At 40.9% G+C, this 20509-nt stretch carries 23 protein-coding genes; 14 read left to right on the forward strand and 9 right to left on the reverse strand.

Annotated elements, in window-relative coordinates:
• Window positions 1-278 precede the first annotated feature (278 nt).
• From AC3KZC_RS19170 to AC3KZC_RS19180, 3 genes are read left to right on the forward strand one after another with little or no spacing between them, the layout of a single operon-like run.
• A complete protein-coding gene (locus AC3KZC_RS19170) occupies window positions 279-1751 on the forward strand; it encodes an OmpA family protein (RefSeq protein ID WP_490577539.1) in 1473 nt (490 codons plus the stop codon).
• 5 nt (window positions 1752-1756) lie between these two features.
• The gene (locus AC3KZC_RS19175) at window positions 1757-3319 is read left to right on the forward strand and encodes a hypothetical protein (RefSeq protein ID WP_490577538.1); all 1563 of its coding nucleotides are present in this window, start codon (window positions 1757-1759) and stop codon (window positions 3317-3319) included.
• Window positions 3316-4149, forward strand: coding sequence for a hypothetical protein (locus tag AC3KZC_RS19180; protein ID WP_490577537.1), 834 nt, complete (start codon window positions 3316-3318; stop codon window positions 4147-4149). The genes AC3KZC_RS19175 and AC3KZC_RS19180 overlap by 4 nt, the downstream gene beginning before the upstream one ends.
• Window positions 4150-4335: 186 nt before the next feature.
• Here AC3KZC_RS19180 and AC3KZC_RS19185 read toward each other — a convergent pair whose 3' ends face one another.
• The 4 genes from AC3KZC_RS19185 to AC3KZC_RS19200 form a co-directional block, all read right to left on the reverse strand.
• Window positions 4336-4551, reverse strand: coding sequence for a TIGR02450 family Trp-rich protein (locus AC3KZC_RS19185; protein ID WP_490577536.1), 216 nt, complete (start codon window positions 4549-4551; stop codon window positions 4336-4338).
• Window positions 4548-5045, reverse strand: coding sequence for a DUF3429 domain-containing protein (locus AC3KZC_RS19190; RefSeq protein ID WP_490577535.1), 498 nt, complete (start codon window positions 5043-5045; stop codon window positions 4548-4550). Before AC3KZC_RS19190 ends, AC3KZC_RS19185 begins: the two co-directional genes overlap by 4 nt.
• A gap of 153 nt (window positions 5046-5198) precedes the next feature.
• Window positions 5199-5414, reverse strand: coding sequence for a DUF6500 family protein (locus AC3KZC_RS19195; RefSeq protein ID WP_490577534.1), 216 nt, complete (start codon window positions 5412-5414; stop codon window positions 5199-5201).
• 7 nt (window positions 5415-5421) lie between these two features.
• On the reverse strand, window positions 5422-5850 hold the full coding sequence (locus AC3KZC_RS19200) for a VOC family protein (protein ID WP_490577533.1): 429 nt from the start codon (window positions 5848-5850) through the stop codon (window positions 5422-5424).
• 387 nt (window positions 5851-6237) lie between these two features.
• Between AC3KZC_RS19200 and AC3KZC_RS19205 the strand changes: the two genes are divergently transcribed.
• From AC3KZC_RS19205 to AC3KZC_RS19235, 7 genes are all read left to right on the forward strand, one after another.
• Window positions 6238-7269, forward strand: coding sequence for a MipA/OmpV family protein (locus tag AC3KZC_RS19205; RefSeq protein ID WP_490577532.1), 1032 nt, complete (start codon window positions 6238-6240; stop codon window positions 7267-7269).
• A gap of 10 nt (window positions 7270-7279) precedes the next feature.
• Window positions 7280-7699 (forward strand): DUF3019 domain-containing protein, encoded by a 420-nt coding sequence (locus tag AC3KZC_RS19210; protein ID WP_490577531.1) that lies wholly within the window; start codon window positions 7280-7282, stop codon window positions 7697-7699.
• Window positions 7700-7730: 31 nt separating this feature from the next.
• On the forward strand, window positions 7731-8465 hold the full coding sequence (locus tag AC3KZC_RS19215) for a response regulator (protein ID WP_490577530.1): 735 nt from the start codon (window positions 7731-7733) through the stop codon (window positions 8463-8465).
• Between the two features lie 4 nt (window positions 8466-8469).
• Window positions 8470-9786 carry a sensor histidine kinase gene (locus tag AC3KZC_RS19220; RefSeq protein WP_490577529.1) on the forward strand — a complete coding sequence of 439 codons (1317 nt, stop codon included), beginning with the start codon at window positions 8470-8472 and terminating at the stop codon, window positions 9784-9786.
• A gap of 77 nt (window positions 9787-9863) precedes the next feature.
• The gene (locus AC3KZC_RS19225; protein ID WP_490577528.1) at window positions 9864-10391 is read left to right on the forward strand and encodes a hypothetical protein; all 528 of its coding nucleotides are present in this window, start codon (window positions 9864-9866) and stop codon (window positions 10389-10391) included.
• Between the two features lie 503 nt (window positions 10392-10894).
• Window positions 10895-12562: a sensor domain-containing diguanylate cyclase gene (locus AC3KZC_RS19230; protein ID WP_490577527.1), complete on the forward strand. Its 1668-nt coding sequence runs from the start codon at window positions 10895-10897 to the stop codon at window positions 12560-12562.
• Between the two features lie 194 nt (window positions 12563-12756).
• Window positions 12757-13488 carry a hypothetical protein gene (locus AC3KZC_RS19235; protein ID WP_490577526.1) on the forward strand — a complete coding sequence of 244 codons (732 nt, stop codon included), beginning with the start codon at window positions 12757-12759 and terminating at the stop codon, window positions 13486-13488.
• 69 nt (window positions 13489-13557) lie between these two features.
• Here the strand turns inward: AC3KZC_RS19235 and AC3KZC_RS19240 are convergent, their stop codons facing one another.
• Window positions 13558-14496: a LysR family transcriptional regulator gene (locus tag AC3KZC_RS19240; protein ID WP_490577687.1), complete on the reverse strand. Its 939-nt coding sequence runs from the start codon at window positions 14494-14496 to the stop codon at window positions 13558-13560.
• Between the two features lie 121 nt (window positions 14497-14617).
• Here AC3KZC_RS19240 and AC3KZC_RS19245 point away from each other — a divergent pair, with 121 nt between their 5' ends.
• Window positions 14618-15274: a nitroreductase family protein gene (locus AC3KZC_RS19245; protein WP_490577525.1), complete on the forward strand. Its 657-nt coding sequence runs from the start codon at window positions 14618-14620 to the stop codon at window positions 15272-15274.
• A gap of 371 nt (window positions 15275-15645) precedes the next feature.
• Window positions 15646-15867 (forward strand): hypothetical protein, encoded by a 222-nt coding sequence (locus AC3KZC_RS19250; protein WP_490577524.1) that lies wholly within the window; start codon window positions 15646-15648, stop codon window positions 15865-15867.
• Between the two features lie 174 nt (window positions 15868-16041).
• On the opposite strand, the gene AC3KZC_RS19255 is transcribed toward AC3KZC_RS19250, so the two are convergent.
• The 3 genes from AC3KZC_RS19255 to AC3KZC_RS19265 all read right to left on the reverse strand — a co-directional run bounded on the left by AC3KZC_RS19255 (window position 16042) and on the right by AC3KZC_RS19265 (window position 18346).
• Window positions 16042-17367, reverse strand: a complete 1326-nt coding sequence (locus AC3KZC_RS19255; RefSeq protein WP_490577523.1) for a methyl-accepting chemotaxis protein — start codon at window positions 17365-17367, stop codon at window positions 16042-16044.
• A 285-nt stretch (window positions 17368-17652) separates the two neighbouring features.
• Entirely contained in the window at window positions 17653-18078 is a 426-nt protein-coding gene (locus AC3KZC_RS19260; RefSeq protein ID WP_490577522.1) for a hypothetical protein, read from the reverse strand.
• Window positions 18044-18346, reverse strand: a complete 303-nt coding sequence (locus AC3KZC_RS19265) for a hypothetical protein (protein ID WP_490577521.1) — start codon at window positions 18344-18346, stop codon at window positions 18044-18046. The genes AC3KZC_RS19260 and AC3KZC_RS19265 overlap by 35 nt, the downstream gene beginning before the upstream one ends.
• Before the next feature lie 419 nt (window positions 18347-18765).
• Between AC3KZC_RS19265 and AC3KZC_RS19270 the strand changes: the two genes are divergently transcribed.
• Window positions 18766-18942 carry a DUF6435 family protein gene (locus AC3KZC_RS19270; protein WP_490577520.1) on the forward strand — a complete coding sequence of 59 codons (177 nt, stop codon included), beginning with the start codon at window positions 18766-18768 and terminating at the stop codon, window positions 18940-18942.
• A 212-nt stretch (window positions 18943-19154) separates the two neighbouring features.
• Here AC3KZC_RS19270 and AC3KZC_RS19275 read toward each other — a convergent pair whose 3' ends face one another.
• The gene (locus AC3KZC_RS19275) at window positions 19155-19466 is read right to left on the reverse strand and encodes a hypothetical protein (RefSeq protein WP_490577519.1); all 312 of its coding nucleotides are present in this window, start codon (window positions 19464-19466) and stop codon (window positions 19155-19157) included.
• 113 nt (window positions 19467-19579) lie between these two features.
• Here AC3KZC_RS19275 and nhaR point away from each other — a divergent pair, with 113 nt between their 5' ends.
• Window positions 19580-20479: a transcriptional activator NhaR gene (nhaR, locus tag AC3KZC_RS19280; RefSeq protein ID WP_490577518.1), complete on the forward strand. Its 900-nt coding sequence runs from the start codon at window positions 19580-19582 to the stop codon at window positions 20477-20479.
• The last annotated feature ends 30 nt before the right edge of the window (window positions 20480-20509 follow it).

Raw genomic sequence — 20509 nt, forward strand, 5'->3', positions numbered from 1 at the left:
GAGTCATATCAGTACCGATTGGTACGAAGCTTCATGGCGGTCATGCTTGTATCATATCTATGTTTAACACTAAGTTTGATAGGGTCTGCCAAAAGGCGTATATAAACTATAAAACTCGCTTTGAAGCCACTCTATCATTTGAACACTTCCTAATATAAAACATTGATTCCATTGAATAACTAATATATTCAGAGTACATTGTGCTTTGAATGCAATATTTTTACATCCTTGACTGCGCATTCGAAGAAAAACCATTTTTAAAAAGGAACAATAAAAAGATGGAATGGACAAATCACACTAAATCGGTAGCTTTAGCGCTGTGTGCTCCCCTCGTATTAAACGGCTGCGCATCAACTGAGGGTATTTCTAATACCACAATTGGTTGTATTGGCGGTGCAACAGTGGGCGCTTTGGGTACATTCTTGGTCACTGGTGACACAAAAAAGAGTATTATTGGCGCTGGAGTGGGATTTATTGCAGGCTGCGGCATTGGTGCTTATTTAGACAAAAGAGAAGAAGAGCTAGCAAAACTTGCAAAAGAAAACTCTCTAAAACCAGAGTTTGAACGCATCTCAAATGATAATAAAAATGGCAGTAGCTTCTCAACTAACGCCACACAAAACGTCATCGCTTCACAAGTTTCATTAACGACTGAAAAGCCGATGTTCGAATCAGCTAAAGCTGAAGTAACCGACCCACAGCAACTCGCCAGTTTACGCGGGTTCCTTAAAGGCTATGTGCAATCACTTGATAAAACATCAAAAATTTATGTTGTTGGTCATACCGATAGCTCAGGCTCAGCGCAATTTAACCAACTCCTATCAGAAAAACGGGCAAAATTTATTGCCAGTGAATTGGTCAGAGCAGGCGCACATCCAGACATTTTATTTTACGAAGGTGTTGGCGAATCACAGCCAATAGCTAGCAATCAAACAGAGGAAGGCAAGCGTAAAAACCGTCGCTTTGAGTTGCTCGATGTGTTGATGGATAAAAAAAATGAAGCAACACCTCTCATCGCAGTACCCGATGAACAAGTTATCCAAGTCGCCAGTGCAAAGAAAACGCGCATTGAAAACGTAAGAAATGACTTGCCTGTAATTGAAAAAACTAACAAATCAGTACCCAAACCAACCATTTCAATAAGTAATCATACACAAGATCAAAGCCTTGATTTAGATGGGGTTAAACTAGCTCAGTTCGATAAAAGCTATGTCACAGCCGCCTTAGGTGAAATAGAAAAAGAATCTGTTATGACTTTCTTTGCCGCCGCGCATGCCAACGACTCTGATTTTATTGGTAGCTGTGCCTATTCCGCACCCGTGGTTCGCTCTACGTTAAAACTTTACAATGGCAAGCCAATTAAAGCCGCAAAAGTGGCCGACAGTATTACCAATCTTTATGGTACTGCGTGGTACGGAATGGCCAATACAACAGCAGTCACACTCGGCCCGATTGGAATTGAAAAAGAAACCCTCAATCCGACACACAAACCCTATTTTAGCTTTTACAAACAATATGACGGTACAGCAACTAAAGCTGACTTCAAATACCCCGTTAATGTCGAGACATACCGTGGCGATGGCACGGTATTAGTCCGCATGTTTGCTCAAGAAGATAACGCCTTGATACGCTGTAGTGATGTCGTTTTTAGCACTAATGGCTCGAACAAAACACAAGCTAGCGCGGTGATTTACCAGCAAAACAATGAATTAATGGCAAAAGCCTTTAACATGACATTAGTCAAAGGATAAAAACGATGGACTTAATCAGCCTCTTACAAACTTATCGCGATATCCTTGTTGTTATCGCAGCAACGCTAGGGATCTTTGCGTACATTACCTACACCAATTGGGACGCACTAAGCCTCTGGTGGAAAGGATTTAAATATCATAACGTTTTATTCGGTAAATTACGTTCACTTGCCAAAAATCCCGATACAACGGGTCGTTGGTTTCATTCAGAAACCGTGGTCTGCCAAGACTATGTTGAGTTGTATTCTAACATTCACAAAGACGGTGATTATTACGAAGCCAGTAAAAAGTATCTGTCAATCGTTGGAGAATCGGGCCGCAGACCCTTAGGTATTTTTCTGATGCTTGGGCTGTTCGCAGTCCTTGTTTTAGAGGCTTGGGGTTTTAGTTACACCATGTCTGGTTTTATTGACCTCAGTGCATCTGAAAACACCCGTGTGATTATGACTTGGATTGTTGCCATTGCCTTTGCAGTCATACTCGCTTTTTTAACCCATATGATGGGACATGAGTTTTATCGCAATAGCATTCTTGGCAGGATCCGTAATAACTGGCAAGTCGATGATACAAACAGCAGACCTGCAACGTTAGATAATATTGATTTTGATTATGAAATTGACAATTTCTCAGATGAGAATGAGCCAAAATACAAACAGCGGCTAAACCGTTTAGATGTTAATTCTCCGATGAAAAAGCACACTTTCACAATAGGGGCTGTGTTAGCAATCATTGTTATTGGTGTCATTATTACCTTTGTGCGAGTTAAAACGTTAGAAGTGGCACAAACACAAGATGCCATGTGCCAGCCCCATGCTGAAGTAACAAGTTCGTACTCAACAAGTTTGGATGATTTATACAGTGCGACACCGCCACCACCAGTAGAGTCACAAAAGATAGCCACTGAAGCGCTAGAACAAGGTGAAACCGAAATTTGTCAGGCAACAAAACAAGGAAGCTGGGCCACATTTGGTATGCTCGCTATTTTATTTTTCGTTTTACAGGTTTTTGCAACATGGATTTCGTTTAAGTTTGGCTTTGTCGGCAAACATTCTAAATCAGCTTGGAAAAACACCCACAAATACAATACTAAAAACCAATATGAAGCAGCAATGGACGCTCAGGCTAAAAAAATCTCACAGCGCGCCCAAAAAACCTTAGGTGATTTACAATCTCGAATGGCTAAAGCACTTATGGATAGTACGATGAACAGCCGTATTGCTGATTTACTTAAACAGACATCTGAACGCTCATTTTTAAGTTATGTAGAGCAAGAGTCTGAACAATCGCTTTCAAGTCGAAATCGCCAAACACAAACCGTGCTTGAACGTGATCGCGAACACTCAGACATCGTTTCTAAATCAGCGAGCCAAAGCACGAATAATGAGACGAAACACTTATCGGACGAAGAGCTCGAAAAACAGCTTCTGGCGCAACACCAACAACAGGCTATGAGTGATGAAGAAGTAGAAAAGCAGCTAATTGCCGAAGCCCTGAGTAAAAAGACAGAAACTCCCGAAGAACAACGCATGCGTATTTTAGAAAAGTTAAAAGCTGAAGGTAAATTATGATAAAACAAGTCACACTCATGTTGCTGACAGTAATGGCGAGCCCTCTCGCCTTTGCACTGGCAGATAAAAGCGACATTATCTCATGCTATACGTATGCTGATGTGGCAGAACTTAAACCAACGCATCCAATAAGAGACATTGTTGTTTTAGTTGATCAAACCGTCAATCTTGATAAAAACCTAAAAAAGAGCGTGCATCAACAAGTACAACAACTTGTCAGCCAAGGAGATCGGATCCGGCTGGTGTCTTTCTCTGCAAACGCAAAGGGACGCTATACTGACATCACTTTTGATGGTGAGTTTGACCAACCACTAACAGATGAACAACGCAATGCAATGAATCGGATAAAGCTAAATAAATTTGATAAGTGCATGGAAGTTCAAGGTAAAAAAGCAATCGAGCTTGTCCATAAAAATCTAAAAGCCTCGTTCCATGATAGTGATCAGAACTACCCGAAAACGGAACTTATTGGCTCGATTTTAGATGTATCTTCTACGATTTACGCATCAAATAATGCTCAGCGCCGTATTATGATCCTAGTCTCTGATATGCTAGAAAACTCTGATATCTCTAGTTTTTATGCTTCAGGAAAGATTAGATCTATTAATGCGGATGTAGAATTTAAAAAGTATGCAGCAACGATTTCTTCAACAGCACTCTCTTCTGTTGAGGTATATATTATTGGGGGTGGCTATGCTCAAGGTGGTAAAGCATACTCATCTGCGGCAGATCTAAACTCGCTCAAACTATTTTGGACCAAGATCATCGAACATGCCGGTGGCAAATTACAACAATTTGGTTCACCAAAATTATTAACTGATATTCGTTAACCTTAATAGACGTTTGTAAGCTAACCCAACGTGCTGTTTTAAAAAAACCATGTTGGGTTAAGTTAAATAAACGGGCTATTACAGTAAGAAATATCAAGAATAAATATCTGGCATATATTTATTCCTTCAACAACAGCAGCCAAGCTGCGCCCGCCTTCACAAGCAGGCTTGCACTTACCACCAACATTAACACCAACCTTGGCGCCAAAGCATGGGTTGCTTTAAATCTCGCCAATTAATCTCATATTCATTATCGTTGTAAACGGCTTGAATAACACATCGAATCACTTTTTTATCTTCATTAAATTCAACTTCCGTCACAGCAAAGTGTTTTTCTCGGTTTACTGGTGTAGCAGCCGTCCACTTACTGTGTAGCAGCGCTTTTGGATTAATTTGGTTCATGCAACCACTCCTAAATGGCTCAATTGTGCCCACATCAACAAATGGCATACCAAAACAACTGAAGTTATTTTAGCCCGCATTTGTTGGTATTCTTTGCTTAATAAAGGCCAATTGGGTAAGCGTTTTTGCAGTAATAATAACCACACAAAACTACCGGCCAACCACAGTAAACTCGTTTGGACACTCACAAACATCCCTAGAGGTAGTGGCAACGTCACCAGTACAATCAGCCATGCCTGAGTACTTGACTGGCTGCGAGCAGTTGATTGCTCTAACGACTCAACGCTACCTTGACGATATTTATCACTTTGTTTGTGTTGAGTATTAAAAGGAGCTTGCCACAGACTGCCTGCAACAAAACTTAAAATGCAGACGCTGTAGATAACAAATGCTTGAAGGATCGACGGCGCTTCGGTAAAAAAATAGCCGCCTGTTAACATCAAAAATGGCAACAAGCCTAAATAGCTGAGGTTTACATGATGGGTCGCAGACATTAGGTTCTCGGTGATAATAACAATGTAGCGTTAAATACGTGTAGTCAGTGATAAGCGATCAACTGCGCCATCAACCCACCCCCCATCATACTATAATGGCGATTTGGCCCGTCTAAAAAACCGTGATTGTTAAAATAGCGCAATAAATTAAGGTTACATTGCTTCGATCATGGCTTTAATTTTAACTGCTTTTTCAAAGTGATCGAGTTGATGGGTTTGGATCCACCATGTGGCCGCTTCCATCAAGAGGGCTGGATCATTATTTTTATTAGCAAAAAAAGCATAAAAAGATACTCCAACACCCTCGCCTTTAGCTGCAATTTTTTTATCGCACACTGCGATTATTTTTTGTTTCAACTTCTGTTGCATTACTCGTTTAACCTTTTGGATTAATTGGATTAAAAGCTTGTTCGCAGCGCAGCTCTAGCGTATTGCCCTGCGGGTCATGAATATAAACAGATTCACCATAACCTTGCGCGCCATAACGCGCTGTAAAATCGCCGACTTCTATATTATGCGCTGTGAGGTGAGCACGAATATCATCTTGCGATACGTGCTTAAGCGTCAAACAAAAATGATCGAGATTATTGGCTGTGTTTGTCGGTGCGCCACCGCCTTGTTGTCCCAGTGATTTATCAACCTCAACTAAATCAATCAGGGCAGAGCCTGCGCGCAGTTGTGTGAGGCCAAGCTCTGGTAATGTGCGCTCAATTTGGCAGCCGAGCACTTTGGTATAAAACGCCACCATGCTATTTAACTGTGTGGTGCGCAGCACAATATGATCAATTCCTAAAATATGTAACATTGTGAGCTCCTTTTTATGCTATGAAGATATCCTGTATTGGTATTCTGCGTTGGTATCTTATCGGCTATCGAATATGGCGCGAAGTGGCACTAAATGATTGCACGCCAATGAGCGCTTTGTCTAAAACCTACTCACCAAACCCTGCAAGCTTATACGATACAACAGCTTAACCTTGATGGACAACGCGAATAGCTGACAACAAAGTTAACTCTTAGCGCCAAAGCAGCCTTAAGTGACCTTCGGTGAACTTGTGTTAACCCCCTGTATTTGCTGTAATAGCGCACTTAACCGATACAAAGTGATACATTTGCACAATATGTGATACGTCTTTTTAACGGCCATGCTCATACACTTGTCCCAACAAACAAAAACGATCACAGGGATTTTATGACACACTTCAAATACAGTATTTTAGCAAGCGTTGTGGCAACCACATTATTACTGACCCCCTCATTTTATGCATCGGCTCACGAACCAGCCCCTGCTGAGCCTGCAACCAAACAGGCACCCAAAAATGAGGATAACAAAACAGACGCACCGCTGACCCAAGATGATTATCGCCAGATTTTAATTACCTTTGAAAAAGAACAAGCAACCAACTGCAAAATCGATTGCAAAGTAAACCGTCAGCACAGTATCGAAATTACCCGTGATGACGAGGTTGATGACGACAATGACATTGATTTTCGTTTTGAGTCTAACCCGCGCGATGGCTTTTATTTAGGTTTAAGTGCCATTAGCAGTTTTGGTGATGACTTTCGTTATCCTTCTGATGACGAACCAAGTTCACAATTTGATATCGACTTAAGTTACCGCGTACAACTGCTTGGTTTTTTTATTGAATCACCGAGCTTAAGCACCCGCCGTATGCATGGTATGTATTCGCTGCCTGCATGGGGCTTTAATGTAATTAATACCGATACTTGGTCATTTGATGTCTTTTATCAACGCAATAACAAAGGCATTGAAGGCCTCGAAGGCTTACAAATTCGCAACCTCGATAAACGTGGTGGCTTAAGAGCAACCGGTTATTTTGATAACAGCCAATTAGAACTCATTTATTCACCTTTTAGCCGTAATGATGTGGGCAGCGATGGGGTTGAAGCGTCGGTTTCATATAGCTATAACGGACAGTTTAAAAACTGGAGTTACTATGCAAACCTAGGCATGCAATATCGCTCTCGTGACGTATTGCCAAAACCAAGTGACTTAGTGCAATACGATACTCGCAGCGGTTTATCTAAAAGTGATGGCCTAAGCCGCGCTGCTGAAATTGGTTTTGAATACCCCATTACCACAGACTGGGTATTTGGTACGTTTGTCAGTTACAACAAAGTCTCTAATCGCACTATTATTGAGCGCCCGCAACTCTCTAACGATGGTGTTAGAGCGGGCATGTTACTCAGTTTTGTCTTTTAAGGTGGCCACTATGATGCACTTTAAAACAAAACCCCATCTTGCTTATATATGGGTGCTGTTTGGCTTAATGACTTATTTGCCTTTTACTCAAGCCATGGCTGAGCCTCTTGAGCAAGCAACCATGACGCTTAGTCCTGAGCAATGTATTGCAATGCAACAAGGGCAAGATTGTTATGTTAACGTTGAAATACAGTGGCAAAGTACTGCAAAACTGAATGTTTGCTTGTATGCCAATCAAACTCAACAAGTACTTACCTGCTGGCAAAATGTGCAACAAGGCGTGTTTAAACAAGAAATGAAAACAAATCAAAATGTCGATTTTGAGTTACGCGCTGAGCAAAACAATGAACCTTTGGCCACCAGCCAATTAAAAATTGCGTGGGTGCATAAGAAAAAAGGGAAACCACGGCTCTCATGGCGACTATTTTAGTCGCCAATCTTTCAGATATTAAAGGTAACTCATGGACACTTTGCACACCGCCCATTTACTGTTGGTTGAAGACGATGTTGAACTCGCTACCTGGATTGAAGAATACTTATCGGCGCGCGGGTTTAACGTTACCACTTGTCATCGTGGCGACGAAGCGGTCACGCTCATCAAAAATCTCAACCCAGATTGTGTTTTACTCGATGGCATGTTGCCAGGTATGGATGGTTTTGAAGTCTGTAAAACCGTACGCCCTGACTTTATTAATCCAATTATTATGATCACCGCGCGCGATGAAGAGATTGATGAAATTCTAGGACTAGAAATGGGCGCCGATGATTACATCACCAAACCCGTGCGCGCTCGGGTATTATTGACCCGCATCAAAGGGCTGCTGCGCCAACAAGAGCGATTTAATCCTGTGAGTGAATTACCCCACAGCACGCCAGCAGCTTCGGTGCATTTACTGCAATTTAATGGTTTGAGTATTAACCAATTAACGCGCAGCGTTCATTTAGATGGCGAGTCTATTAAGCTTTCTTCCAATGAATTTGATGTGCTGTGGTTTTTAGCCTCCCGCGCGGGTGAGGTAGTGCAACGAGATGATTTAGTGAGCCATTTTAGGGGCTTTGAATACGATGGATTCGATCGCTCTATCGATTTGCGTATTTCTCGTATCCGCAAAAAGCTCAACGACAGCCCCCAAGAACCCTTTCGCATCAAAACCATTTGGGGCAAAGGCTATTTATTTGCCAAAGACGTGTGGTAAGCCAATGCGAAATTTAACGTTATCGCTGCTTGGTGTGGTATTAATTGCTACCATTGGTTTAGGTTGGATGTTTGATGCACTGTATAACCAATACAGCGAACAGAGCGAACTCAATCAAAATGATCCGTTAATAGTTTTAGAACCGCTTGGGCAAAACATGGCCGATACGCTCAATAGCCAGCCTCATCCCAATGAATTTATTACCGATTGGCCAAAAAATAATGTTTATACGCTCGCATTAACGTCAATCAACCAAACGCTTATACCACCGGCGCTTAAAAACGATTTACTTAACGGTAAACCCTTAGTACTTGAAACCGATACCGACTTAACGCTGTATTATTATCTCGCCAACCATGCCAGTGTGCTCATACTGCGTGCTCCTATGTTGAATCCAAATCGAGATAACGCCGATTTACGCTTAGTGCTCACCAGCTTATTTTATTTTGTCATGCTACTTTTAATGGTGGCTTGGCTGGCACCGCTTGCACTTCGCCTATTGGCGCTTCGCAAAACCGCAAAATTATTTGGTGAAGGGCAATTAAATCAACGTATTAGTGTGGGCAGCATTTCGTATATTAAAGACATCGAAACCGAGTTTAACCACATGGCTGAGCGCATTGAAGCACTGGTCAATGATGTTAAATTACTCAGCAGCGCTGTGTCACATGATTTGCGCACGCCTCTTGCCCGTATCCGTTTTGGTATCGATACCTTGCAAGAAGAAGACGACCCCGTACTGCGTAAACGCTACGAGCAACGAATTAGCGACAACGTCGATGAAATGGTCGACTTAGTCGAAACCCTGCTCAATTACGCCAGACTCGACCAAGCCATGATAAGCCTTACAAAATCGGCCGTTAATGTGAATGACTTAGTGACACATTGCCTAAAAAACAAAACCTGCGATGGGCTAACGCTTGACTACCGCCCTGCAGCAACGCCGTATTTTATCGATGGTGACCAAGCTTATTTAAATATTTTAATCAATAACTTAGTACAAAACGCACTGCAATATTGCAAGCAACACGTCACCATTGAGGTGTTTGAACGCCCTGATACAGTCTGCATTGATATCAGTGACGATGGCCCAGGGATTGCACCCGAGCACTACGCAACCATGCTGCAACCTTTTACGCGCGGAGAGCTGCATCGCCAAACCATTAAGGGCTTTGGCATGGGGCTTGCCATCGCAACAAGAATCACCAAATGGCACAATGGTACTCTCACTATCGGCAAAAACGATACCTTAGGCGGCGCTAAATTTAGTCTGAGCTTACCGAAAAAAATCGTGAAAAATAACTCAATAGAGCAGCAATAAATTGTGTGACCCACTTTACTGGTTTAAATCAGCTAAGCGCGCTTGGCTAATTCCAACCAAAAAAATAAGGCATGAATATGAACTCATTATTTAAACAACATCGCATTGTGCTCACCTTATTAGTCAGCATGTATATTGTAACAACCTTAACATGGCAATACTTAACCTCAGGCGTGCCTGCGCACCATTTGTTTGCAGACCCGAATTTACCTAAAATTTCAAATTGGTGGGGGCTTATAATTTTACCTCTGTATAGTTGGGTGCTCACTAGCTTAATAACCAAAGAATACGGCGAACACTTTCCCAAAAAAATCTGGTTGCAATTGGCAACCGCGGGCCTTTATGCACTCATTATTACCGTATTATTTTATAGCGGCCATCAACACCTCGTTGCCATGTTGGCAGTACCCACTATTTTAGTCGCCGCATTGTTTTTCCCGGTCTACCAAGCTCCGTTTTTACTCGGTTATGTGGTGGTTTCAAGCTATGGATTTGGTGCATTTTTACCCGCAGTATTCGGGCTTGTTTTTGCGGCGATGGCATGGGCAGTGCACAAACTGGTACGTTTAGTTACACGCTACCTAGTTAACCAGAGTTCAGGTTAGTTAAGATAAAAGTCGAAAAATAAATTGTAGCTAGAACTCGTTTCAACAGAAATAAAATGAGGGTGTTATGAACGATTAAACGATTATCGCAACAGTATTTTGTAGGCCAATTTCAATGTGCAGCTGCCATATTGCATACCAAAAGAGCAGAGAAATAACATTGACCAATAGACTCCTTAAACAACCAGTGAGTTTACACAATAGCGTGTTTTTCTTGATTTTTAACGCCAAAAACAACATCTGAGCCGCTGTTTGACTAAAATAATGCATAATGCCTGTTATTTACTCAATTTAATCGTAAAAAAGCCACTAATGCCAATACATAAACATATTTCAAGGTCTAATATAAAAAGTTAAACCAACTCGTTTAGGTTAGGCTTATAAACTAACTCAACGCCAACATATTAATGTCACCTATCATTAAACAAAAGTAGGCACTCTCGAAGGGTATTGATAACAATAGTATGTGTGTTAAATGAAAGCGTGAATGTAAGGTAGGTTATTTGAAAGCTCCATTTTTACAAATGTGTCAATTACTGACTTTTATTTTATACGTGGTATTTTCCTCTCGAGTCTTTGCACTTCCCGTTTTAACACTTAATCATCAATCCTCGTTGTTTATCGAAGATAACTATTTATGGCGAAAAGTGCCTCAAGATGTCACTGAACTTGAAAATCCATCTGAGGTTTGGAAACGCTCACACCCTGCAAAGTCTACCATTGTCGGCTTATCAGGCCTGTATTTAGCGCAACTGACCATCAAAAATGAAGACCAAAAAACATGGTACTTAGTGCCAAATGCTAATTTTGTCGATTTAGGGCAAGCGTACTGGCAACCAACACGCGGTACGGTTATAAAATTAAAAAATTTTTCACAATTAACCACCTCACAAACACCTCAGCTACTGCATTTTCAAGCGCTGCCACTGTCATTAAAGCAAAGTGAAACAGGGACCTTATGGGTATATATGTCAGCAAAACATTATGCCACCGCGGCTTCGATTACTCTGTATGACGAAGCCCATTTTTATCACTATCAAAGTGTGAGTAATTCACTCTCTTTGGCAGCCATTAGTATTATGTTATTGCTCAGCCTATTAACCTTTTTAATTTTCATACGCACCCAAGAACGCATCGCCATCAGCTGCGCTGGATATGTCGGGCTCCATGGCATAGGTTGGGCAGCAGCATCAGGCTTAATTGAAGATTTTTCGATGCATTCCACACTTAATTTTAGCTACCTCGGCATGTATATTTTTCCATTTGCCATTGCGTGCGCCAGTCAATTTGTCGCTGATTTATTTCAATGTAAAACACGATTTATACACTTATACAAAGCACTCACTCTGCTCACTTTTTTTGGGCTGGGCCTTGGCACTGTGATGCTCTTTATGCCGTTTAAGCTGGTATTTTACCTTTCTCATGCTTTAGCCATAGTATGGATATGCTTTACCTTGTACATTGGCTGCTACATGCTAAAAGAAAAGGATTTTAGGGCTAAATATTTTCTGGTGGGTAACCTGCTTTACAGTGGGGCGCTGCTTTATTATATGGCATCGCATAGCCAACGTTTTGGCCCGCTTGAATACCCAGAATTAATGGTAGTGATTGCACTTGCGCTCGATTGTATTTGTATTGTTTTGTCGCTATCGGAGTGGTTTAAATTAAAACAAAATGAATATAATCGTCATTTTTATATGTCGCGCATTGATCCACTTACCCAATTAGGGAACCGTTACGCCCTTGAAGAAACACTCAGTACTCTGCCCAAGCAGTATCTTGTTATTTATATTGATTTTGATGGTTTAAAATTACTAAACGACAAACTGGGGCATAATGAAGGTGATAAGTTAATTAAATACGGCGCAAAGGCGCTCGCAAAATCACTCGCAACAAACGGTCATGTTTTTCGGGTTGGAGGGGATGAATTTATCGCTATTATTACCAGATCAGCAGCACACTCTGCACCCGAATTATTCGACCATTACACCGCTTTAATGAATTCAGTCAACGCTCAAATTAAAACAATATGGCCCCAAACAGGCATAAGCTTTGGCATAGAAGGCAATAAAAAAGGGCAATCGCCATCAGAATGTTTATCGTTAGCAGACAAAAAAATGTACCAACAAAAAAAACAAAAATCAGCTTCCGTTTTTCACAACGCTGACTAGTTAAGAATAGCCTTTTATAGCACTGCTCTGTAGTTACAGCACAAATATACCCATCTGAAATACCCACATTACGAGTGGGTTGGTGAACTGTTGCGGTCTTAAACACGTATTTAAAAAACAAAGTACAGCTTGCGCGGATCGGTCTAATTGCGCGCGCAGACATGAATTTAATTTTTAAAAGGTGAGCCTTAGTGATGAATACCGCATTAGCCAGTTTGCTTTCTAATCAAGCGCTTGAAACCAGCGATATCCTTGAAGCGCTGATCACGTCGTGTAATCAGGATGTGTCTGAATTTGAACACCTGCATACATCCTTAGAACAGTCAAAACAGCAAATCAATGCCCTGCAAGAGCACATCACCCAGTTACAAGCCAAAAATTTGCAATTAGTGGTTGAGCGCGATGCCTTACAAACACAGTTAGTGGCACGTCAAACTGAAACCGTTGCCAACACGGGCGTCAACAACGCTCTAGAGCAATACAAAAAACAATTGGCCGAATTTAAAACCATTGCCCCCACAGCCAAAAAAGTGCGTGCAAAAATCAAAGAACTCAAAGAGCGTAACCAAACCCTGCTTAACAAGGCCAATCATAGCCAACAGCAATGGCTGCAACTAAAACAAAAGTTAGTGCAACCCAATGCGCTTGATGATGCCATTTGGCGTGATGCGCATACGTACCAATGCATATATCGCTTAAATGAGCAGGTTATTTTTAGCTTAAAAGGGCAAGCGCGTGCTTACACCGGTTTTATTTATCTTGATGGTAAAGGCAATGGTAAGGTGATTTGTTTTGAAGCCGATGGCTTAATTAATGTACCGATGTCGCAGAGCAATACTGATACCATTAGCGACAAGGCCGAACGCTTTATGAGCGACTATTTTAAGACTTATCAGCACCTCTTAGTGCTCGGTGAGCCAGTTTAGCCTGTAGGTAAACTGGCTGAACTTATAAATATTTGTTCTAGATAAAGCCTTTGGGCCATTAAAAATGGCCTAAAACACCAGCGCTTTTTTATCCAAAATACCTTTTTCAACGAGGCGATTTAATAGGTCTGCACTTTTTGCTCGGCACACATCGCGTAACAACCGCACCGCAGGGGTAATTGATTGGCGACTGGGGCAAATCAACCAAAGCTCGCCACTCACATGGGGGTAATTAGGCATAATCGACACCAGGTTATCGTTGAGTAAATCAGGTGCCATATCAAGCGCCGATTTAACCGCTAATCCCTTGCCTGCCACACACCAACGCCGCACCAAATCGCCATCATTGGATGCCCGACGCCCCTGCATTTTTACTTTAAACTTGGTCGTGCCATCAGTAAATTCCCATACATCATTTATGATATCTTGCAGCTGATAAAACAGCCCTTGATGCTGGTTTAACTCATCAGGATGCTCGGGATAGCCATGTTGGTCAAGATAGTCTTTGGTGGCGCATAATAAGCGTGGCACTTGGCAAATTTTAAAGCCATACATAGTGCTATCACTTGGGGAGCCATAGCGCAGCGCAATATCAACAGAGTCACGATAAAAGTCAATATTACTGTCACTAATGTGTGTGCGTAAACTCACTTTAGGATAGTTATCCATCAGCTCATCTATCCAGGGGATCACTAAATTGCGCCCTAAATCAGAGGAGAGCGCCACACGCAGCTCCCCTTCAATTTCATCATGCTCACCTTTTAAATTTTGCTTTGCTTGTTCAAGCACCATAAGCGCTTGTTCGCACTGTGGAATATAACGCTCTCCTGCGGCCGAAAGCCTTAAATGGCGCGTAGTACGGACAAATAATTGTGTACCAAGCTGCGCTTCAACACGTTTAATGGCCGCACTTGCGGTGGCAATACGCATATCTAGTTTTGCTGCAGCTAAGGTGATACTTCTAAACTCAGCCACTTTTAAAATCAGTTGTAAGTCTTCAATCAGCATATTATCTATATTTTTTTGATAATGATTCAATCATTATCCTATTTAACTACAACAAAGCAAGGGCTACCATAGCCGCACAATCACTCTGATTTTACCCCATTAATTTGCCGAGGAGAGCCTCATGACACACCCAATTATTAGCGATCTTAACAAACGCTATACCACCAAAAAATACGATGCAACCAAACGAATTGCACCTGAAGATTTAGCCGTAATTTACGAAGCGATGCGCTTATCGCCGTCATCCATTAATTCACAACCATGGAAATTTATTGTGATTGAGTCTCATGAAGCTAAGCAGCGCATGCATGACTCTTTTGCTAATAAATTTCAGTTTAATCAACCGCATATCAAAGCTGCTTCGCATATTATTTTGTTTGCGCATCAACCGCAGTATCGCCGCGAAAATTATGCCCAAGTGATTGAGGCCGACATAAAAAATGGCCGTACCAAAGCTGAAAATCGCGAACAAGCATTTGGCGCATTTGCGTTTGTTGACTTAAACACTGATGAAAACGGCAACAATGCAACATGGACCAAAGCACAAACCTATATCGCACTGGGTAATACCATGCATGCAGCAGCCCGTTTAGGGGTTGATTCTACCCCTATGGAAGGCGTTGATAGCGTCCTGATCGGTGAAATTTTTAAAGACGAGTTAAACGGTTATGTGTGTGATGTGGCGCTTGCGTTAGGCTATCACTTACCAAGTGAAGACTATAATGCTGCCCTACCAAAATCACGCCTTGCGGCAGAGCAAGTAATCAAAGTTATTTAATCACACATAAAACAGCTAACTGACCCGCTAGATTCGAACTATCGGGTCTTTACAACAAGATCCAATACATCGCCTAGGTATTTTGAACAATTGAATCAATTACCGTTTCGATACGTTTCATCTGTTGTATTAGCAAAATATCATTTAACCACTATACGTTACTTGGGCGTGTTAACCTTTCGTGAGTGATTTTGCAAATTGGACTCCTTATTTTTATCTCACCATACCTCGGTATAGCGCCACGCCTCACTGTATTTAGTGGTCAAGCAGGCTGTTTATATCTCTATTGATAAAATCATTGAAATAAAATAGGAACTAATATAGGCTTAAGAGGTTTTATAACTTAATATTAATTTGCAAGGAGCATTATTTTGAATATCAACGGAACACTATTAGGTCAGATTATATTTTTATTAGCATTGATTATGGGCGCAGTATGTTATTACTTAGGCCGCCGTAAAACGCAAAACCCTGTTATAGCAGGATTTTTAGGGGGTGTATTAACACTAATCCCACCGCTTGGTTTTATTTATCTGGCTGTATTAGTTCTTAAAAAAGATATTGCACCATCTGCCACACCAGTAAACCTGTAAGTAACCTTAAATATAAATTCGCTATTACTCTTTAGCATTATTTAAAATATTGGGTTGCCGGCAAGTGCCAACAACCCAACAATTGATTTGTAACATGCTTCCTCTGCTGCCTAACAGCATATTGAACGGCTCAGCCATGTGAATTAACACTCACATTTTTCATTTTGTGGCGCATTACACCTTGTAGCCGTCAGTTTCACTTTTTAACGTCTCAGCCACCATAGATAATTCACTTGCGGCACTGGTAACATGGCCCGAAGACTCGGTAATTTCATGGGCTCTTAACTTTAATTCTTCCGCGCTTTCCTGAATATAAGCAATGGTGTAACCCTGCATTTGTGTTGCTGAGGTAATTTCAGAATTCATATTATTTAACCGCTGCATCACTTCTTTTAACTCATGCAGTGATTCGTTCACGTTTTCCACAAGATGGATGCCACCTTCTGCCGAAATACTGGCTCGCTCCATCGAATCAAATGCGGTCCCAGCCACTTCAGTGAGTTTATTAATTTGGCGCTGAATAGTCACGGTACTCTCTTGCGTTCTTGAGGCTAAACTTCGCACCTCATCGGCCACAACGGCAAACCCACGGCCTTGTTCACCCGCTCTTGCTGCTTCGATAGCCGCATTTAACGCAAGTAAATTTGTTTGCTCTGCAATTGCGTTAATGACACCTAACACTTCACCAATGTCTTGAACACTGACTTGCAGTTCTTTAATGGTTTTTGATGAATTATCAACTTCTTGAACTAAATGTTTGATGTTCTCAGAAGCTAAACTTGCTCGTTCTGAGTTTTCTTGTGTTTTTGCTTGTGCTTCATTGGCCTCACTCATCGCCTCTTTCGCTTGCTGAGTAATTTCGCTCACCGAGAGAGTAAATTGCTCAATGGACTCTTGTACTTTTATAATCGAGTCTTTTTGTTCTTTAAGTGTCTGGCTGGTTTGCTCTGAGGTAATACGAAGCTCTGTACCTGTTGAGGATATTCGAGAGGTTGAATCTTTCACATTGATAAATACCTGACTGATCACTCCCATAAAACCATTAAATCCGGTCACAATTTGGTTAATCTCAGCGGTTGTTGAATAGTCTAATCTTACCGTTAAATCAGCTTGCCCAGCTGATAGTAATGCAAAACGCTCGGCCAATTGATTTAATGGCAAGGCAAGCGAGCGTGATAAAACAAGTGCAAAAACTAACGCAGCGCCAATGGCACCTAAAACAAGTAACGTACCAATTTGCCAAATGTACTGAGTTAACTCATTGACAGACGCAAGCGCTTCACTTTCATCAATTTCAGATAAAATAGCCCATTGTTGTTGGCCCACCTTGACCGCAGCAAATGAACTAAATACTGGCACACCACGATAATCATTAAATTTTTCAAATCCGGTCTCACCGTTTAGTGCTTTTTGAGCACCCACAGTATTAACAGGTTGAATTGCAATGGATGTTTGCTTGTTTTCTAACAACTTAGTATCAAGTAACTTGGTTTGACTCATTAAAGCGATGTAGCCTTTTTTATCTTCGACAAAAAATCGGCTTTCGTTTCTTAATGTTTTATCTTTACCAATTAAATAAGTCTCACCGCTCTGGCCAAAGCCATTGTCTTGCCATTACTGATTTTGAGTCATTAGATTATTGATTCTGTTAATTGGCATTTGAAAAATAAGAATACCCACTCGTTGGTTTTGTTTAAAAATCGGCGTAGCAATAAAACTGGCCGTATTATTATAAGACGGCAGATAAGGTTCAAAATCAGTGATAAATGTTTCGCCATCAGCTAATTACATTGCGCCATTGTAGGCTGTGGCTAAACCCGATTGGCTATATGGCCCATTTTTTAAACTGGTGGCAAAATCTACTTCTTTAAAGACGCTGTACACCACATAGCCGGTGTCGGGTTCAACAATAAATACATCGTAATAGCCAAATTCTTTTAAAAATGTGCGGATTGAGGGATGGTATCTTTGATGAAGGTCATCGTATTGAGTACCGTCCCTGAGGGCATCAAGTGTGTCTTTTTCACCTAAAGGATATTGGTTTGACGCGATATATTTTGCTTGAAAATCCAAAGATAATGGCGCTAATTTATTAAATAAGGCTTGGGGATCGATAGACTTAATATTTTGCGTATTATAAGCGTTTAAAAATTGCTGGTTATAATAACGGCTTAGTTCATTTTTTGACTCTATAGCGCTGTTTGTTGCCAAAAAAATGACTAAAGCCAGATGCAGCTTCTTGAGTTGACACATCTTTTGCCATTACCACGGCTTGCTTTTCTATGGTGCCAATATAGTTATTAAGCTCTTTTGTTATTAACACTCGTTTTGACACTAAATCTTGTTCCGCTTTGTTGATTGCAGCGGTTTTCATACTTGCGATAGAAAAATAAGCAATAATACACACCGATACAAGCGTAAACAGGGTTGTTATTATCGATATAACCAGCATTAACTTATTTTTGAGTGAAAGCAGCATAATTGTACAACTCACCTTTATATTTAAAGAAACCACTTAACTGTAGCTGAAATAAACGCCCCCATTACAGACTGCTAACAAATTAAGTAAATAAATTCATTGTTAATCAAACCTATAAATTAAAGGATCAAAGGGTGAATTATAATTGGCAACCCCAGCACTTGAACGGCTCAAAATTTAACTAAGCGTCTGATCAAACTCATCAATAATGTTCATCTTCTCGCTATTTTTCGATGAAAAAGTAAAGCCCATTATGGTGAGAATCTTCTCATTGCGTGCACACTACACTTACAATCGCAAGTTTCATTACGCCAAAAAACCGACTTTAGTTCACTCTGAGCATAAGTTAGAATTTTTATGATCATATTTAAACAAGCATACGTATTGGCTAACACTCAAAATCAGTAAAAGAGCCGCCAATGTTTAGTTTTTTTAAATCTGATCCAACTAAAAAGTTGAGAAAACAGTACGATATTTTGTTAGAGCAAGCGATGCAGGCGCAACGAAAAGGCGATATTCGCGGTTATTCGATGCTGACGTTAGATGCCGAAAACGTTTGGCAAAAAATTCAAAGTTTAGAGGCACAAAAAAAGTAACTTTGAATCTCAGCTGTGGCTAAAAAATAATATATTGAACTAAAAGTAACTCTAACCGCTATTATCCACACAAAAAAATAGCTCGCTGCGCGCGAGCTATTTTGATGGGCTTCAATAATAGGCGTCCTTGCCTATGCAAGTGTTTTTAGGATACACATGAAACAAAGGATAATGTTGTGTTTACTGCTAATTAAACCGCTTAGTTGCAAAAATTAAGGGCGCAGTGATGAAAATGAGTATTTATGTATTAACACGTGCTGCACACTTTTTAAGGCACGTTGAATCGCATGCAACATATTTTTTCCTTTCGCTTTAACCATGATGCTGGGCAAACCTGGCAGCAACATATTAATTTTACACTCCTTCAAGGGGCCATGTTGACGGGTCGGTATGTCATCAACCTGTATGTCAACTTTGCGAATATGCAAAGCGTATTTACCAAGTTTAGTGTTGACTAACTTCGCCAGTGAGGCCGTTATACCCGATTGGATCAGTTTATTTTTGATTGTCAGTTTTAACTTCATATCAATACCACCTTTTAGTAGTCGCACCTGGCTTGCAGGCTTGGGCCTAATTTACTAACGTAACCAAAAAGAGAAAAGCTGATTATTTTTTACATAAGAACAGGTATTTTCGAATGATAACCAACATCAACTACAATCACTTGTACTATTTTTGGCAAGTCAGCCGCTGCGGCAGCATTGCAGGAGCAAGTAAAATACTGCATTTAACCCCGCAAACTGTAAGTGCTCAAATAACAAACCTAGAACAACGTTTAGGTAAACCGCTGTTTATTCGAGAAGGTCGCGGTTTAAGGCTCACCGATTTTGGCCACATCACAATGCGCTATACCAATGATATGTTTGCCATTGCTGAAGAATGGCTAGAAACCACACAAGGCGATATTAGCCAATTATCTAAAACGCTCAGAGTGGGGATTTCAGATGTTTTACCCAAATCATTAGTTTCTAAATGGCTTGCGCCGCTTATCGATAACGAACGCATTAGCAACTTACATTGCATTGATGGCCAACAAGATGAATTACTTGCGCAAATGGCCACCCATAAAATAGACCTTGTGTTAACCGATAAACCGCTTGATAACTCATTGCCTTTTAAAGTTTTTTGTCATGAAATTGGTAAAAGCCAGCTGGCTTTTTTTGGCAATACAGATTGGCATCAACGGCTAGCTGCTGATTTTCCACATTCTCTGAACCAACAACCTGTTGTGCTGCCCGCTAAAGGCAGCCCAGTTAACCGAGCTATTTATTATTGGCTGCAAGAGTTAGGCATAGAAATTAGCGTAAGCGGGCATGTTGATGACAGCGCGCTAATGAAAGCACTCGGTGAGCAAGGCTTTGGCGTTTTTCCGGCGCCCATGCTGGTAAAAACCGAAATTGAACGCCATTATGATGTGCATTTTATAGGCACTATTGACAATGCCTACCAACACTATTACGCATTTACACCAGAGCGGTTAATTAAAGATTCTATTTATTCTGAATTTGTAAAACATGCACAATTGAGTGCTTTTTAACATTCGCTTTTTTAGCGTGATATTTTCATA

This window comes from Pseudoalteromonas sp. J2K-J031 (assembly GCF_058197095.2).